This is a genomic window from Photobacterium sp. DNB23_23_1 (assembly GCF_052873815.1).
On sequence record NZ_JBNNXT010000005.1, the window covers coordinates 111,831 to 129,888 of the forward strand.

13 protein-coding genes are annotated in these 18,058 nt (G+C 43.1%); 6 read left to right on the plus strand and 7 right to left on the minus strand.

What is annotated here, in order from left to right:
- Positions 1-248: 248 nt before the first annotated feature.
- Complete coding sequence (locus tag ACVA53_RS05215) at positions 249-1,298, plus strand: porin (protein WP_255043820.1); 1,050 nt, start codon at positions 249-251, stop codon at positions 1,296-1,298.
- 285 nt (positions 1,299-1,583) lie between these two features.
- Here the strand turns inward: ACVA53_RS05215 and ACVA53_RS05220 are convergent, their stop codons facing one another.
- On the minus strand, positions 1,584-1,835 hold the full coding sequence (locus ACVA53_RS05220) for a hypothetical protein (protein ID WP_446504646.1): 252 nt from the start codon (positions 1,833-1,835) through the stop codon (positions 1,584-1,586).
- A 12-nt stretch (positions 1,836-1,847) separates the two neighbouring features.
- Between ACVA53_RS05220 and ACVA53_RS05225 the strand changes: the two genes are divergently transcribed.
- The 3 genes from ACVA53_RS05225 to ACVA53_RS05235 all read left to right on the plus strand — a co-directional run bounded on the left by ACVA53_RS05225 (position 1,848) and on the right by ACVA53_RS05235 (position 9,739).
- A complete protein-coding gene (locus ACVA53_RS05225; RefSeq protein ID WP_446504647.1) occupies positions 1,848-4,724 on the plus strand; it encodes an adenosylcobalamin-dependent ribonucleoside-diphosphate reductase in 2,877 nt (958 codons plus the stop codon).
- A 710-nt stretch (positions 4,725-5,434) separates the two neighbouring features.
- Positions 5,435-8,281: a helix-turn-helix domain-containing protein gene (locus ACVA53_RS05230; RefSeq protein ID WP_446504648.1), complete on the plus strand. Its 2,847-nt coding sequence runs from the start codon at positions 5,435-5,437 to the stop codon at positions 8,279-8,281.
- 168 nt (positions 8,282-8,449) lie between these two features.
- The gene (locus ACVA53_RS05235) at positions 8,450-9,739 is read left to right on the plus strand and encodes an NADH:flavin oxidoreductase/NADH oxidase family protein (protein ID WP_446504649.1); all 1,290 of its coding nucleotides are present in this window, start codon (positions 8,450-8,452) and stop codon (positions 9,737-9,739) included.
- Between the two features lie 19 nt (positions 9,740-9,758).
- Here ACVA53_RS05235 and ACVA53_RS05240 read toward each other — a convergent pair whose 3' ends face one another.
- Positions 9,759-10,424, minus strand: coding sequence for a YoaK family protein (locus tag ACVA53_RS05240; RefSeq protein WP_255043811.1), 666 nt, complete (start codon positions 10,422-10,424; stop codon positions 9,759-9,761).
- Between the two features lie 184 nt (positions 10,425-10,608).
- On the opposite strand from ACVA53_RS05240, the gene ACVA53_RS05245 reads away from it, so the two are divergent.
- A complete protein-coding gene (locus tag ACVA53_RS05245; protein WP_446504650.1) occupies positions 10,609-11,427 on the plus strand; it encodes a RecX family transcriptional regulator in 819 nt (272 codons plus the stop codon).
- 72 nt (positions 11,428-11,499) lie between these two features.
- Here the strand turns inward: ACVA53_RS05245 and ACVA53_RS05250 are convergent, their stop codons facing one another.
- From ACVA53_RS05250 to ACVA53_RS05265, 4 genes are all read right to left on the minus strand, one after another.
- On the minus strand, positions 11,500-11,805 hold the full coding sequence (locus ACVA53_RS05250; RefSeq protein WP_446504651.1) for a hypothetical protein: 306 nt from the start codon (positions 11,803-11,805) through the stop codon (positions 11,500-11,502).
- 397 nt (positions 11,806-12,202) lie between these two features.
- Positions 12,203-13,579, minus strand: coding sequence for a TRAP transporter large permease (locus tag ACVA53_RS05255; protein ID WP_446504652.1), 1,377 nt, complete (start codon positions 13,577-13,579; stop codon positions 12,203-12,205).
- On the minus strand, positions 13,533-14,006 hold the full coding sequence (locus ACVA53_RS05260) for a TRAP transporter small permease (RefSeq protein WP_255045346.1): 474 nt from the start codon (positions 14,004-14,006) through the stop codon (positions 13,533-13,535). The genes ACVA53_RS05255 and ACVA53_RS05260 overlap by 47 nt, the downstream gene beginning before the upstream one ends.
- Before the next feature lie 112 nt (positions 14,007-14,118).
- Entirely contained in the window at positions 14,119-15,150 is a 1,032-nt protein-coding gene (locus ACVA53_RS05265; RefSeq protein WP_446504653.1) for a DctP family TRAP transporter solute-binding subunit, read from the minus strand.
- A 395-nt stretch (positions 15,151-15,545) separates the two neighbouring features.
- Here ACVA53_RS05265 and ACVA53_RS05270 point away from each other — a divergent pair, with 395 nt between their 5' ends.
- Positions 15,546-16,313 (plus strand): SGNH/GDSL hydrolase family protein, encoded by a 768-nt coding sequence (locus ACVA53_RS05270; RefSeq protein ID WP_446504654.1) that lies wholly within the window; start codon positions 15,546-15,548, stop codon positions 16,311-16,313.
- 72 nt (positions 16,314-16,385) lie between these two features.
- On the opposite strand, the gene ACVA53_RS05275 is transcribed toward ACVA53_RS05270, so the two are convergent.
- Positions 16,386-17,690, minus strand: coding sequence for an MATE family efflux transporter (locus ACVA53_RS05275; RefSeq protein ID WP_373689597.1), 1,305 nt, complete (start codon positions 17,688-17,690; stop codon positions 16,386-16,388).
- Positions 17,691-18,058: the final 368 nt, after the last annotated feature.

The following is an 18,058-nucleotide window of genomic DNA, read 5'->3' on the forward strand; positions in this document are numbered from 1 at the left end:
ATCTAACGAAAAATAGCTTTTCACCCCACCGCTGTCATTAACACTTTCCCCGCCTCAGTTTTCTCTTCACCCAGCAAAAAACCTAAAAAAACAAACGCCTTACCCTTAATAAACAACAACATAAACCTAAACATTTCTTTATCCGCAGCCAGTTCAGAACATTTCACTATTACTACAGGGAACTAAGTATTAAAAATTAAAACAAGCACTTACGAGGTGCTTCTCAAAATAAAACTAGGAACTAAGAAATGAATAAAAAGCTAATTGCCCTAGCAGTGGCAGCCGCAGCAGCATCGCCTGTACATGCATTGGAAGTTTATAATGATGGTACTAACACCTTCTCAGTAGGTGGTCGTTTGGCTGCAAGTGCTCGCTTCTCTGATGGTGACTCTGAGCTTCGTAACCAATCATCTCGTATTAACTTTAGTTATACTCATGCGTTAGAAAGTGGCTGGGATATCGGTACCCGTGCTGAGTGGGGCTACGATGCTCTAGCAAACAACAATGAAGACAGCCTCCTGTCCAACCGTCTTGGTCAAATCACGGCTGACAAAGATGGCATTGGCCACTTCACCATTGGTAAAGCATGGTCAGTTAATTACGACCTGACAGGTCGCACTGATATGTTCTGGATCTACGGCGGTGAAGCGGCAGGTAACTACGACGGTATTTCTAGTGACGGCGGTGTACATGGTACCGGCCGTGCGGATGACGTGATCCAGTACCGCAACAACTTCAATGGCCTGCAAGTTGGTTTGCAGTACCAATTTGAAGATAACAATGATGACTACGAACGTGAGTCTGGTTACCAAGCCATGATTAACTACGATTTTGACTTCGGTTTTGGCGTAGGCGCAGCTTACACTCAAACAAAATTCGATGATCGCGAAGATGCAAAAATTGCCAACTTCGGTCTGTCATACAATGCCAACAACCTAAACATTGCAGCGAACTATAACGAATTCCGCAACCACCAAGTGGGCGCAGGAAACGGTTACGGCGGTGTGTTTGCTGACGGCGATCTAAATACTGTTGGCGGTACAATCAAGTCAGCTACTGGTACTGAAGTGTTTGTCTCTTATGACATCAACTCATTCCAGATCCTGGGTGGCTACAACCACCTAGAAGATGACAACTCCGATGCGAAATACGCATACGGTGTGATTGGTGCCGCTTACTTCACCGGCCCTCTGATCCTGGCCGCTGAATACAAAATCGATGCAAGCAGCACAAATGGCAACGGTTCAGATGCCAACCTTGATAACGAACTAGGCCTGCTGGTACGTTACAACTTCTAAAATACTAATCCGTTTATTGTGTTCATTCTGTCGAATCAATTTGACAATTTTGGGGCACCTCTGGTGCCCCCTTTTTAGTTAACACCAAACGTAAAAAGACCTTAACGCTTGCTACACATCAACCAACGCCTGCTAGCAGTGGAGAAAAGATAAAAACAAATGTGTTGACTATAAAATCAACACACTAGCGCTTTTTTGTTTATGGTTGAATCCCCCCCGTCGAGCGACTTGATCACACTTCATTAATCTCGTTTACAACCAATCTATCTATAAAAAAGACTATTATTAACGATTAGTTACAAAGGCCACTAATCGGTTTTTCAAGGCTTGGAGATCTGCTAGGTTAATGCTTTGTTCTCCGCCTTGCTGAATTTCCCCCTTCACGCTCAACAGGGTGAGTAAGCTATTGATGCCACGCTTGACGATACTTTCAAACGCGTTGCCCGCGCTTTGGCAAATCTTGAGAACGATGACACTATCCTGCGAGCTGACTGGCCAAAGAAAACTTGGTTGAAGACGCAGAATGCTGCGTAGCATGAGGGAACAGCAATGAGCAATACAAACGAACCAACTATTATGGCTAACGATACCACTTGGCAGCCTATCAGTGTAGATGTCCTCCGTGAGAAGTACGCTAAGGGTAAGGAAAAGGAACTGGATGGTCCTGAGATGGTTGCCGCCATCCGTACACGTGTTGCCAAGGGGTTAGCCCAACAGGAACAAACGCCAGCACAGCACGAAGAAGAATTCCTCCGTGCACTGAACGCTGGGTTTATTCCAGGTGGCCGGATCAACAGTGCAGCCGGTACAGATATCAAGAATGTCACCCTGATCAACTGCTTCGTACAACCTGTTGGTGACAGCGTATCGGAAATGGTTGACGGCAAGGTAGGCATTTATACCGCCCTTCAGCAAGCCGCTGAAACAATGCGACGTGGCGGCGGGGTTGGCTATAACTTCAGCCATATCCGACCTAAAGGGGCCAAAGTCAAAGGCACTGCCAGCAGTGCGTCCGGTCCCGTCAGTTACATGCACGTGTTTGACCAAAGCTGTTCAACCGTCGAGTCTGCCGGTGCCCGCCGTGGCGCACAAATGGGAGTCCTCAACATGGAGCACCCAGACATCCTTGACTTCATCGAAGCCAAGCAAGAGTCGGGTCGCCTGAACAATTTCAACATCTCCGTGGGTGTGTCCGATGCCTTTATGCAGGCGTTGGAAAACAGAGTACCATTTGAACTGGTACATAAGGCAGAGCCCTCCGAAGAAATTCAGGAAGCAGGCGCTTACCAGCGTGAGGATGGTCTGTGGGTATATCGAACCGTGGATCCGCGTGAGCTGTGGGACACGATCATGCGCAACACCTACAATGCCGCCGAACCGGGTGTGTTGTTCCTCGATCGCATTAACCAAGAAAACAACCTGCACTACTGCGAAACCATCGAAGCGACAAATCCTTGTGGCGAGATCCCCTGCGCAGATTTTTCGTGCTGCTGTCTGGGCAGCATTAATCTCTGCGCCTATGTAACTGAATCATTAACTAAAAATGCACAGTTCAATTTTGACGCCTTTGCCTCCACGGTTGCAACCGGCATCCGCATGCTAGACAACGTTCTAGATGTGAGTGCCTGGCCGTTACCGGAGCAACAGCAAGAGGCACAGAACAAACGACGGATCGGCCTAGGCTACACCGGCTTAGGCGATACCTTAATCATGCTTGGTCTACGCTATGACAGCCAAGAGGGACGTGATTTTGCTGCAGAGATAACCCGCTGGATGCGCGATGCGGCCTACAAGGCTTCCATTGAATTGGCAAAGGAAAAAGGACCTTTCCTCAAATTTAAAGCTGAGCAATACCTCGAGAGTGGCATGGCCTCTCGTCTGCCAGAATCAATCCGTGACAAGATCCGTGAGCACGGGATCCGGAATTCACACCTATTGTCTATTGCGCCGACCGGGACCATTTCTCTGGCCTTCGCCGATAACGCCAGTAATGGTGTCGAGCCCGCTTTTAGTTGGTTCTACACACGTAAAAAGCGGGAGGCCGATGGTTCTCACTCTGAGTACAAGGTCGAGGATCACGCCTATCGCGTTTACCGTGAGCAAGGAGGAGATGTTGATAACCTGCCAGAAGCATTCCGCTCGGCTTTAGAGATCAGCGCCAACGACCACATGTTAATGCAAGCGGCAGTCCAGCCTTATATCTGCGCGGCAATCTCAAAGACCGTAAACGTACCAGCCGACTATGCCTTCCAACAGTTTCAGGACCTTTACGTAGATGCATGGAAAGCGGGATTGAAAGGGATCACCACCTATCGCCCTAACGACATCATCGGCAGTGTGTTAAGTGTCGAATCTACTCAGGCATCCGTACCACAGGACCTGGATCAATCCACCCCGGATCGCAAGTTGCATCTGACCGATACGCCCGAAGTAGCGTTAGCTAGCCTTCGGTGGCCAAAGCGACCAGAAACCCCAATGGGTAATCCGGGCGTGACTTACATGATCAACAGCCCGAAGCATGGCTTTGCGCTGTTTGTTGGTCATGTAGCCAACGGGACCAACCAACCGTTCGAAATATGGGTGAATGGACAGGAACAGCCGCGAGGATTGGCTGCGCTAGCTAAGAATATTTCGATGGACATGCGTGCCTATGATCGCGAATGGCTAAAAATCAAGCTGGATAGCCTAAGCAAAACCGCAGGCACCCCATTTGAGTTGGCGATGCCACCGAAGGGTGAGATGACCTCAGTACCAGGTAATGTAGCTGCCATGGCACGCTTGGTACGTTTCCGTTGTGATGAACTGGGTCTCTTTGACGGTAAGACCGACAAGACCCCGCTAGTCGATGCCCTGTTCAGTCGTAAGGAGCCCAAGTCAGGTACTGAAGGCACCTTGAGTTGGACCGTGGATATCAATAACCCCAACACTGGCGACGACTTCGCTATGTTCGTCAAGGAGTTGGTGATGCCTGATGGCACCCATCGACCATATAGCGTGTGGCTCTCAGGCACCTATCCACGTGATTTTGACGGCCTGACCAAGTCCCTCAGTTTAGATATGCGGGTGATTGACACAGCTTGGATAGCCAAGAAGTTACGCAGCCTGAAAGACCTGGTCGAACCCCAAGGTGATTTCTTCGCCAAAGTACCGGGTAGTGACAAACAAGCCATCCAACCATCTACGGTAGCATATATTGCTCGCCTGTTGATCCATCGCTATACCATGCTGGGCCTGCTTGATGAAGAGGGCTATCCGGTCAAGGCAATGGGTTACATGATGAGCGATGAGTCTGCACAAGTCCAAAACAAAGGCAATATCGTTACTCTGGCCGGTAAGGCATGTCCGGAATGCGGTAATGCTGCGGTGATCCGCCGCGACGGGTGCGACTTTTGTACAGCGTGTGGTCACATTGGGGCTTGTGGTTAACCAGTTCAGATGACTGATTCAGCCGATTTTTTAGCTGGCTAATATATATGGGGATCTCATTGCTCCCCATTTTAATTTTACGAGTTCCTTACGTTCATCATACCGACACCTTAGCACTTAGCCGTTTTGTGGTTATCAGGACGAACGGCCTCTCACGATTTCATTCCCGTTCAACAAGATGGAGAGCCTCGTTACATTGTCGGGTTCGCTGCTTTATTCAGAACCCTAGGGTCACCTGGTGATACAGGGGGGTAATTAGATGGTACACCCCCCTACCACCAATCTTCGTTATAAGGCCAAATCCAAATGATATCTTTTCACTCGGATTCTTTAAAAGACCAAGCCAAGACCTCAACGCTTTTCATCTGCCCTCCATAAGGACACAATTCTGTCTCGCCTACAATAAATATTGTAAAGCGATATAAACCAATTAAAATATTAATTATAGGTTTATACTTCAAGTTGATAGATCTACACCACACCAGCAACCACAAATAAGTTAATTACTAGAATAAAAATTCACTTAAGATCGGTTTACTTACTGATAACAAGCAAAACAAAGCCACCAAATGGAACCGCGATCACATTTTAAATCTAAATAACAAGGAATAATTAAACAATAAGCATAAATATACAAGGTAATATTAGCTTGCAAGTGGTCAAGTTTACTTAATATTAATACCTTACACATGGACAGTCAGAGGTAGCCGATGAATACATCGCAGAAATTAATGTTAAACAGTAAACGTATAAAACAACTCAGACAACAAAACGGCCTTAGTCAAGAAGCGTTTGCTGATGCTTGTGAACAACGCTTAATTCGCATCTCAATTGCAACAATAAAAAGAGCAGAAACAAACCGCCCTGTTAGTCTGCGTACTGCAAAAAATATCGCAACTTTTTATGATGTTGATTTAGATGAATTAGTTACTGATTATAAAGATGCCGTGCCCCTCCCTCACACAACAAACAATAACTATTCCAACAGTTTATATCTATTAATTTCAATTCAAACGAACAATGAAAATATTGAAAAAACAATCACATCAGAACTAGCTAATTATAATCCACAAATTATTAGTGATTGTCAATATTCAAAATGCTTCATCATCAACTTAAAAAAGTTAAATATAGACTACGAAAAAGATATCATAAGCCATATACATGGTGTCTTTTTAAAAGCCAAACAACATACATCACTATTACACCCTGTTACTTTCTACGTTACATCCTTTCAGGAAGGAAGTGATGAACAAGCCTTAAATTATGTTTCAAACAAAAAAAACAAGTTAACGAAACTCATTAATTTAATACCCACCAATTGCGTTGTTGTCAGTGAAAACATAAAGCTTACATTCAATGACAAGCTTTATTACAATCACATTGGTATTTATTCAAATAATAATCTTTGGTCACTTGATGAAGAGTTATTCTTTGAAAGAAAACCCTGTGTTGAACTTATCGGTCGTGACCAAGAAATCAATGAAATAATTAAGATAATTGATAACAGCTTTGACACAAAAAAACCTAGCCTGACTTGTATACATGGCCAACAAGGTGTCGGTAGAACTAGAATATTGCAAGAGGTCAGTCGTTTTTATTATAAACTTGATGTTAAAGTTGCATATTATGATCTATCTCGTAAAGATATAGATTGGTGGTCAATAACTGAAATAGTGCTTTCATTTATCAATATAGATAAAAATAAAGTCATAATTGTTATCGATAATCTTGATCATAGCGGCATAAAGACACTGAGAAAAATTAATACTATTCTATCATCTATTAAATCAAGTTCATTTTCTATAATTGCTTCATCAGACACTAAGAACATTGAAAAAGTCAATAAATACATCGACATTAACAATAAAATGGAAGTTAAAAATCTTGATGAAGATATTTGCAAAAAAGACTTAATTAATAAATTGGGTTTGTCTAACGAACAAGCTGAAACATTGACATCCACTTCAAGCTGCATTCCTCTATACCTTCGAATGTTGCTATCTAGAGACATCGTTGATACTGCAGAGTCACTGCAGATTCTTATTCAAAGCAAGATTAATTCGCTGTGCCCTGAAGAAACACAACTACTCCATACATTATCTATATACGGTCAAAGTATAAGCACCAAAGAATTAAACTCCGTTTTTAATCCAACAGTAAAACTTCAACAATTATTTAGCAATGGATTGATTAAGTTTGTAGATAGTGAAACTATTGAATTAGTGAATATAGTTATTCAAAAAACGATTATTGAACTTCAAACAGATAAAGAAAAAATTGTTAGTCACAATAATGCAGCTAGAATAATCCTGTCTAAAGCAGATAAACTTATCATCACTGACTGGCTAACCGTTCAGCAACATTTTCTCAAAGCGAATAATAAGTCAAAGGTAGCATGGTGTTGTGTTCGAATAGCAGGCATTTATCTGTCATCAAGTGATTATAACAAAGCACATCAAAGTATAAACTATGGTCTTAACTGTCTAAGCCAATACAACCATGAAGATGATAAACTCGATATCAATTATAATATTACCGTTGAGATTGATCTTAAGTTACTACTCGCCAAGCTATATATGCATCAATTAGGTTGGGGATATTATAAAATTGAACCTCTATACCTTCAGGTCCTTCAACAATGTGAGCTTGTCTCAGCCACTAGCAGAAAAATGGAGACACTTTTTGGCTTATGGTCATACAACCTTTCAAACTGCAATATAACCAATGCAAACTATTATGCTCATAAAGCTCAGGAAATATCAGAAAACTGCCACGATGATTACTATCGCGTAATGACATTAACCGCATTAAGTAACACTAGTTTATGGCTGGGAAACCATGAAGATACTATCAAGTACGCTTTTGAAGCGCTGATGTTTTATAATGAAAATGATCGTGATAATTATCAAATCATGGATGGGCAAGATCCTAGGATGCTGCCTTACCATACGATCATTATATCTAAAGCGTTGCTTGAACAAGAAGATGGCCCAGTAATGCTAAAAAACCTGCTTGATATTACTGAGGATCAAAATAATAGCTTCAATCATGCAATGACATATCAAACAGCCGCGCTTTATTATTGGTTACAGCGAGATCAACAATCCGCCCATTTCTATGCTACCAAGTTATATGAAATCAGTGAAAAGCATGATTATTCCTTTTATCGTGGTATAGCTCAGCTAATTATTGGATGGTCAAAATTCACTCAAACTCAAGATCCTAAGTACATTTCTCAAATTGTACAAGCCTACGAAGTGCAAATGGTTAACGCTGGCGGCGAGCTCTGCTATAGCATTTACAGTGTGATACTGGCTGAAACGTTGCTTTCAAACCATCAGTATGAAACCGCTGCGACATTACTGAAAACCGCAATCGAGAAATGCAATGAAGATAGAACAGAATGCTACTTACCTAAGCTATTGGCATTGCAAGCTTTCGCTTGCAACAACAATGAAGGCGTACGGCAGGCGCTTTCTCACCCTCTCTGCACACCAAGACAACGCTCGATAATTGAGAACCATATAACGCAACTTATGGCTGCGCCGATATGATACCAAGATGATGCTGCGGCAATATTAGTATCACTTTATGATATCAATCGCGCCTAAACAATTATCGCAATGAGACCTTATCTGTATCTATGCAATTTATAAGGTGGTATAAAAGTACGATCGTTCTTATTTATACCCTATGACGACATAGCCAATAAGGAAATACCGATGGCGCATACTGAGTTACAACAAGGCATTGAAACATTCATCACGCCATCGCTTGAGAGCCCTTTTACTCTTGCGACTGGCACAACCATTAAAAATCGACTGTTTAAATCGGCGATGAGTGAGCAGTTAGGCGATACTCAGCATAACCCTAAGGTAGGTTTAGTGACCCTATACCGCCGCTGGGCGCAAGGTGGAATTGGTCTGTCTATAACCGGAAATATCATGGTTGATCGTGATGCGCTTGGTGAACCTAAGAATGTCGTCTTGGATGAACAGAGTGATTTAACCATCTTCAAACAATGGGCTGAGGCCGGCAAACAAAGCAGCGCTCACATCTGGCCTCAACTCAATCACCCTGGCAAACAAATCCCCAGCTTTTTGTCCAAAGAGCCTGTTGCCCCATCCGCGATTTCTTTATCTAGAGGACTTGAGAAAGGCTTCAATACGCCAAGAGCGCTAACTGAAAATGAAATCCTTGTCATCATTCAAAAATTTGCTACTAGCGCTCAATTAGCAAAACAAGCGGGTTTTACTGGGGTTCAAATTCATGGAGCACATGGCTATTTGGTTAGCCAGTTCTTGTCTCCTCGACATAACCAACGCGATGACCAATGGGGCGGTACTCTCGAAAATCGTATGCGTTTTGTTCTCGAGGTTTACAAGGCAATTCGTGAACAGGTGGGCAATGACTTCCCTATTGGTATCAAACTAAACAGTGCCGATTTTATGAAAGGCGGTTTTTCTGAAGAAGACTCAATGCAAGTTGTCCAATCCCTCGCTGATGCTGGTATTGATTTGATTGAAATCTCAGGTGGCACCTATGAAAGCCCTTCAATGATGGGCAGTAGAAAAAACAATAAAGCCGATAGCAAAATTAAACAAAGTACGATTAAACGTGAAGCCTATTTTCTTGAATATATGGAAAAAGTGCGCAAACTGGTTAATACACCATTAGTGGTCACCGGCGGGTTCCGTAGTGCACCAGCCATGGCAGAAGCCCTTGAAAGCGGGGCGACGGACTTCATTGGTCTAGCTCGAACCACAGCAGTTGATGCCGAATTCCCCAATAAGCTATTGGCAGACAGTCAATACAGTATGCCGCTTACCAACCCGACAACAGGTAACAAAGCTATGGACAGCTTAGGCATGCTGAGTATTACTTGGTATGAGCAGCAACTGTGGCGCATGGCAAAAGGGAGCGATCCTAAACCCAATTTGAGTGCTTGGGTCGTCGTCTTCAAGACGCTGGCAAGCGCCGGCATATATGCCTTTAGAAAGCGCCGGGATTAAGACATGACTTGATAAACATCTAGTTCGCTTTTTGCCTGTGTAACATCAGCATATAGCCAATACTGGCACACAGGACGATAGTCGCCGGTAATAACATGGCCACCATGCCGACAACGTTGAGCATCTTGGCACCAACAAATGCACCGGCGCTAAAAGCGACCAGAATACTTCCCTGCATGACGAGCTGCGGTAAGTTCAAGGCTCGTCGGCTAATCATATGCCCCAATGCCGCCCCTAAATCAGAGACGATTCCGGTAAGGTGAGTAGTACGGATAACAGATCCACTGTAAGTGGCAATCATTGCATTCTGAAGGCCACAAGCAAATGACGCGAGAAATTCGCCGGTCATTTTGTGGTGATAGAAATAGTACGTAGCGGCAAACAGCACCACAGCTTCGATAAACAAAGCAGTGCCATAGCTGCGTCCCAGCCTGAGCGCTTCGTTATGAATAATCATTCCAGATGTTACGGCGCCTAGAAAGAAACAGCCAACAATACTCAAGAGATAAACCGTTGCGTGGTGGTTCTCAACCGTCAGTGCACTCATTGCTTGGGTAATAGTTCCGGTAACATGCGAAACGGCATTATTGGTGAACGTCAGCAAAGCCATAGCATTAAGTGCACCAGCACTAAATGCAAGCATAATAGCGCCCACCAAGATCCAGGACGGAATACGAGTAACCATAAGTTAAACCAAGCGAAGTAAGAAAAACTGAAGCGCGGAAGTGTAGCACAAAACAAGTGTTATAGCATGACATACGATAAGGTTTTTTCAAACACCTTGATTTCCGTATTCGCCCTTTGTTATAACCGACTCTCTGAACTGTTTTGGCAATTCCGCCTAACGTGAAACGAATGATCAGGAAAATATGACGTCTGAGCATCCACCGAAGAAACAAACAGCCAATAGAGAGCAGTCGGTACCAAAGCCTGCCGGACCTAAACCTGCTCAAAAGGTTGAAGACGTCTACGAGTATGCTATCTGGTGGCTAAACCAACGCAGTTATTCAGTCGCGAAGCTCAAGGAAAAGCTACCTCGAAAAACGACGAATACCGAGTGGATAAATCAAGTCATCAACCGTTTGCTTGAGTTAGGTTACCTTTGCGATCAACGCTATGCCGAATCCTATGTCAATTCACGTTGCCGCTCTTATGGTCCTGCCAAGTTGGCTCAAAAGCTTAAACTACAGGGTGTCAGCCAAGCCGATATAGATAACGCCTTGCTGACCATCGATGAGTCTGAGCAAGATGAGTTGATAAATCGGGTCATCAACAAATATGCCGGTAAAAAGAGTGCCAAAGATATTAGCTTACGCTTGCGCCAAGAAGGAGTCAGTACTGCAAGAGTACAAGCAATACTGGCTCAATCACTTGATAGCGAGCATGAGGTGCAACTGGCAGAAAGGCTGATAAATAAACACCAAAATAAAATGGGAAGAACAGGCCTTATCCAAAAACTGCGTAGTGAAGGGATCGGTCAAGAGTGCATCGAACAACTGTTATTCAATGACGAAGTCGAAGAAGACGGTGTGAGTGACGATCAACGTAAAGCGTTGGAGTTTCTTAACAAAAAGTATAAATCCCCTATCACCGACTTCGCCGATAAGAAGAAAGCGACGGCATTCTTGGTACGAAAAGGATTTAGCTTTGCTGATGCCAATTATGCACTTGAGCATCATTTAGAGTAAATAATTAGGGGCGTAACCTACGCTAAGCGTTAATTTTCGCCCCTTCAACTGCAATTTACAGAGGTGTTTTTACTAAAGATAAAATAGCTGCTCTTGAGTGACACCATCTTCTCCGAAACTGATTAACCCAGCCCCCACAATGTCACCGAGCTGCCACTTACACCAAGCCTTTTCGCCATCAACCATCACTTCTGTGATTTCCATGGTATCTCCGTACTTTTTAAGCTCAGCGATATAGTCATGAAGATCAGATTTGTGATGAACGGCACCATCTTTATCAAGAAGCTTGTACTCTGATGTCACATTTTCAGCAATCACGTTTGCATCCAAACTTGAAAAGCCATTGCCATAACCAGCTAACTTATCTTGTGCTGACATGATCCAACCCTCTTTCAGTCTAGGGAAGCTAAATCTAACTTCTAGTATAATACTTTCCACTTATGGAGCCCCTAACACTAAAGATGGATTTTTGGCATCTGCTATGCAGTCGGTCCGATTTCAGATAAAAAGTGCGACATTCATTGAAGCACTCTTCACTCATGAATAATTGTGACAAAAATATGACCGTCGGATTACCTCTATATTGGCAGTATATCGATGATATTAGTTTCGCCAATAACAGCTGGGATATCAGCAGCCACCGCCTTGCTAAGCCTTCAGGGATAAAAAGCGTACACACCAATATACATTTATCTAGAAATAGATATACATGGTATGTACGCTTTTAAGCTTCACTAAAAGTAATATGAGTAAAGAACTGTTACTCACCCGACTCTTAAAGCAAAAAGAGTGAAATCTGTGGAAACAACACCAACAAACACAGTCCGAATATTGAAACCAAAAGAAACGGCATCACTCCCTTTGCTATAGAGCCTAGAGAACAGTGTGTTATATTTGCCGCAACAAAAAGGTTGATGCCAACAGGTGGAGTAATCAGTCCGATAGATAACGCTGTCATTAACAATACACCAAACCAAGTGAGATCAATATTTAAAGAACGAACCACCGGCAAAAATATCGGCAAAGTAATATACATGATAGTAACCGCATCCATGAACATACCGGCTACCAGTAAGATCGCCAAAATCACAAACAAGATGATCTGAGGATGTTGACTCATGGTAATCAATACCTCGGAATAGTCTCCCACTAAGCCATCGATCTCAATCACCCAACCAAAAAGCCCAGCAAAAGCAACCACCAGCATGACTACAGCTGACGAGCAAGCAGAGTCGATAAATGAATGGTAAAGCTGATTTATATTAATCGAACGATAAATTAAGGCTCCAACCACAATGGCATACATCGACGCGACTATCGCCGCCTCTGTCGGAGTGAATATCCCTCCATATATACCACCGAGGATCAGAACTGGCGTGAATAGTCCCCAAAAAGCGTGGGTAAAGGCATTATACAAGCGTAAGTGATAAGGCTCATTTGAATCTTGTTCTTGCAGGGAAATCGAAAACCCTGGCTGACTGTTATCCGCATAGAAGCGTGATAATGGCAACATCAATAGCATCAATGAGCCTAGCAATATACCAGGAACAATCGTGGCAAGAAAAAGGTTGCTTATCGACGTCTCAGCTATCACGCCATATATCACAAGCCCGATAGAAGGCGGAATGATCAGGGAAAGTGCCGCCCCAGTGCACACTAAACCTGCAGCGAAAGGTTTACTGTATCCATCTTCAACCATTCCTTTGATAATCAATGGTCCAATGGCTGCCACTGAAGCTGGCCCCGAGCCACTCACTGACCCCCAAAACAAGCACACCACGGTACCAACCAGCCCCATATTACCTGGTAACTTCTCAACTAAAACCCGAAAGAACTGGATCATACGTTCTGCTATTCCGCTGATCCCCATGATATTTCCGGCTAAAATAAAAAATGGTATAGCCAATAACGTGTATTTTGAACTGCCAGCAATGAGCAGGTCTGCAACCATATCAAGCCCAAAATCCATCTGCCACATGGCAAACAACGCCGATAATGCCAAACAAAACGCAACGGGAATACCGCAGATAATAAAGATGAAAAACAACATTATCATCTGGCTTCCAGTAGAGATATCCATAATTACTTCCTTGATATTATGAGTATTATTTACAACGCAGCTGAGTAATAAGCCATTCGATTTGACGAGCAATCATCAAAACGAAACCTAAGGGTAGCAAAGCCGTGTAATACCAAACCTTTACCTGTAAAGCACTTGAGGTTATTTGTGACTCGTATTGGTTACCCAGCAGATCGAGCATGAAATAAAACATCACTAACAAGGTAAACACAACCGCAATCGAAAGGCCAACCTGCAGCCACTTTCGATAACGATCGCTTATATTATCAATCAAAAATCCGACAGCCAGTAGCTGGCCTCGCTTAATCGCAATGGCAGCACCAAATAGCGTGAGTACCACCATCCCATTAATAACGATTTCTTGTGTCGACGCTAGTGAGTAATTCGTAAGGGTACGTACAACGACATTTGAGAAGCCTAACAATAGCATCACAACAAATGTAACAAAGCAGATGACCTCTTCCAATTTACCCCATAAGTTTTTAAAGCTAGTACCCATACAATTGTTCCAGAATCTTTTATGGTCGTTACAGTTATAATTTAATGAAAAGGAATATTAAGCCCGCTTTTGCGGGCTTAGTTCCATTTCACTTTTTCTCGCTTATTCACATTTAATTTGTTGCAATGTCGTCTTCAAATACTTTCACGATATCGGTACCAACGAGATCTCGCCACTTATTAAATGAAGGTAAGGTTTTCTGCCTAAACTCGTCAATTTGCTTAGCATCTAGTTCAACAACCGTCATTCCTTCATCTTTAAGTGTTTGAACACCATCCGCTGTCATCTGACGAGATATTGCTATTTGATATTCCATCGCCTCTTTGGCGGCATCGGCCACCATAGTCTGGGTATCAGCATCAAAACTGTTCCAAACTTTACGGCTTACCGCGAGGAAGATTGGATCGTAGGAATAATGCCAAAGAGTGATGTTTTTTTGGATTTCATAAAGGCGCTGCGGAACAATAATCGCACCGACAGGGTTTTCTTGACCATCAACTACCCCTTGTTGCAAAGCCGAGAACGTCTCAGCCCATTGAATTTGCTGTGGGTTTGCACCAAGATTCTTAAATACATCGATATACATAGGGCCAGCAACACGTACCGACATGCCTTTCAAGTCATCAGGGGAATAAACAGGTTTAGTACTGTTCGTTAACTCACGAAAGCCATTCTCCCCCCACGCTAAAATAATGATATTTTTTTCTAGTGCAATCTGTTCAATTAGCTTACCTCCTTCACCTTGGATGGCTTTATCTACAGCTTGATATCCATCAAAAAGATAAGGTAGAGAGAACACCGCCATTTCTGGAATAAGTGGTGTTACATTAATCGCAGAAGTTAAAATGAAATCAATTTTGTTAGCACCTAACATTTCGGCTTGTTTAATCTGATCGCCACCTGTAAGCACTGAATTAGGGAATATTCTAACTTTTAGCTTGTCGTTACTACCTTCTTGCAGCAGTTGATTGAATTTTTCTGCACCTTGCTGCCAAGTCGTCGTATTAGAGACATTGTGGGACAAGCGGTAAGTTTTGGCCTGTGCAGCAAAACTCATACACACAGTCACTACCGCTATAGTTGCTAGTTTGGCTGACCCCTTCGCCATATTAAGTATATTGTTCATAACACCTTTTTCTTCCATGTCATTGTTTCAGCATATAAATCTCATTCTTTGTGTTTTGTTGCTTCATTGTCAATGGCTTACATCACAACTTGAACCGCTAACTGAATTATTTCTCAGTTGGTAAGATACCTTTAAATTGAAGTTAATAATCAACTCAATCAGGAAAGGAATACTTAAAAGTTTGCATTAATCGATATTTACAGTCTATTAAACTAATAATATCTATAATTAGCGTTGAATATTACAAAACTCCGATACTTATACAGTATAAAACAAACAGGTCAGCTTGCAGCATCATAAGAGTGCGAGGATTTTATTTTATCCTTGTAATATCCTCTTTTTGCCACATGAAATATCAAGTAATCGCTTCTATTATTTACAGAGAGTGATAAACATATAGAAAGCGGGTATTTATGCTACATCAATTTATCCTGGTCGTTATGGCACCCATTTTTTTGGTACAAGGTAAGCATGTCCGTAAGTCAATTCCCTGCCTCAAAGAAGCGGCAGGGCCACGCCGAGGGCAAAGTAAAAAAATAGCGGGTAGAGAAGGAAAGAATCCTCCAACCAAGAAACCGCTTCGGATACTACTCTTAGGGGATTCCGCCGCTGCCGGAGTAGGCGCTGAACATCAATCTCAAGCGTTATCCGGCCAGCTCATATCGGCCCTGCACCATCAATTCCATGTCGAGTGGCAATTGATCGCAAAAACGGGCTTTACGACGAAACAAGTGCATCAATCAGCTCTCTTGCACCCCAAGCAAATGTATGACGTTGTTGTTGTATCCGCCGGAGTTAATGATGTCACCAAACCGACCAGCGCAGCAAAATGGATCAAGCAGCAACAGATGCTTACCAATACGTTACGCAGTCACTTTTCATGCCAGCACATTATTCTTAATAAAATTCCACCGATGGAAGTGTTCCCATCCCTCCCTCACCCTTTACGTTGGTATTTGGGCAGCAAAGCAAAAGCGTTTAATAAAAAACTGGCCAAATGGGTCGAAACACAACCTGACTGTGAGCTCGTTAACATCGGGGGGCCACTCGATGTTATGCATATGGCCACCGATGGTTTCCACCCCGGACCGAAAATATACCGACAATGGGGACAAGCTGTTGCCCAAATAATAGAAGATCGCTGGACAGGAAGCGGATTTCAACAGCAGGATATCCGTTAATCCCCTTTCAAATATGTGCTGCCAACTTACCTTACAGGTATGAAAGCAACACCGTAAACCCCTGGCCCACAGTTAGCTATACATTAGCTTTTCTGCTTTTTGGAGATCAAAATCATTGAGCGACTTTTTAGCCAAGTGCCTCAAGGGGAAAGCCCTAATTAACTCTTCAAACGGTTGGACGGCAAAGGCCCAAAACACCGAGTTGTCGAAGCCAAAAACAATGACTGCGCATAATGGAATAGAAATAATCCATTGGCCAGTAAAGTTAATTTTAAATACTGCTGTTGTCTTACCCAATGCACGTAATACATTGCCATGTACGGTATTGTAACCACGTACGATAGGCAAAATGATATAGAGAGGCGCAATAACAGCTAAAGCCTGGTAGGTTGATTGGTCAAGATCCGGATAAATATCGGCAATTACAAAGCTCATTCCAATAAACAATAGAGCACACAACACCGAAATCCCGATCGCGACATCAATACTTGTGTTCACGTTTTTGCTGAGATTATCGACTTTCTTTGAGCCAATAGCTTGGCTAATCGTTATCGCTGATGATTGTGACCATGCCGCGATAAACTGGGTGCCAGATCGGATCCATGGTGCGACGAGTGTTATGGCAACATAAGCATTGATATCCAATTGTGAGTAGAGCAACTGGTACACCGTGGCTCCAAGCATCAAAATCGTCACGTTGGCAGCAACGGGAAAAATCTCTAAAAAATGCAGCCTTATATTTCGCCCCATCGACGTTACTTCACGAAGCGTTATAAAGGAAATATAACGCTTTTTATACAGTGTTATTCCAAAGAAAATCAGGCGGGCTGTTATCGCAAAAATACTGCCAAGCGCTGCGCCTTGAACGCCCATCCCCTCATATGACAGCGAGTCAGACAGGTCGAATCCATTGATAAATAGATAAGTAAGCAGTGTATTTATTGGTAATTCAAGTAGGTAACCTTTAAGAGTGATTCTGCTTTTACCCAAACTATTAAATAGCGCAATCATTACCTGAGTAATACCCGTGTATAAAACTAGGTACTTTGAGATCATAAGGTAATCGGCAATTTCTTGCTGAAGTGGAGTGCTATCAGTCAGCGCCTGAATTAGTGGCTGGTCAAACACAGTCAACAGTGTCCAGAATAGAGACGCAACTAAGCAGTTAATAATCATTCCAGACCAAGATGCTGTCGACAGAGCTTGCTGGCTACCTGATCCTACCGCCCGGCTTAGCACCAGTTGGCTGCCATTCGCCAATGCCATTTGAATCGCCAAAATAAAAGCCAGAATAGTGGTTGAGATCCCCATAGCTGCTAACGGCACCTCCCCTAATGGTGAAACCAATAGCGTATCGATCATCAACATGGACTGCATCAAGAGTCCATTCAAGGCCAATGGCCAAGCTAGCGAGAAATTCTTTTTTACATAGGATTGGGATGGCACAAGTCAACCTTAATTCAGCCGTCACTGACAGAGCAATAGAAACCTGGAGGCGTCATATGGTAATACAATATGACTTACTATTCTGAGGGCATGCTCAAGTTTTCAGTACAGTTGGACGACATTTAAGTGGATTGTTTTTCCATGAGATGAAAACCTGCAACCCGCAAGTGCAGAAATCTGCTTTAATACCAATCTGGATAAGTAGTTGATCAAATATTTATGTAGGTTGGTATAACAAATGCTATTGGGCCATTCTCCCCCCCTTCATAAATAATGCTGAGCAAAAGGCCAGAGATCGC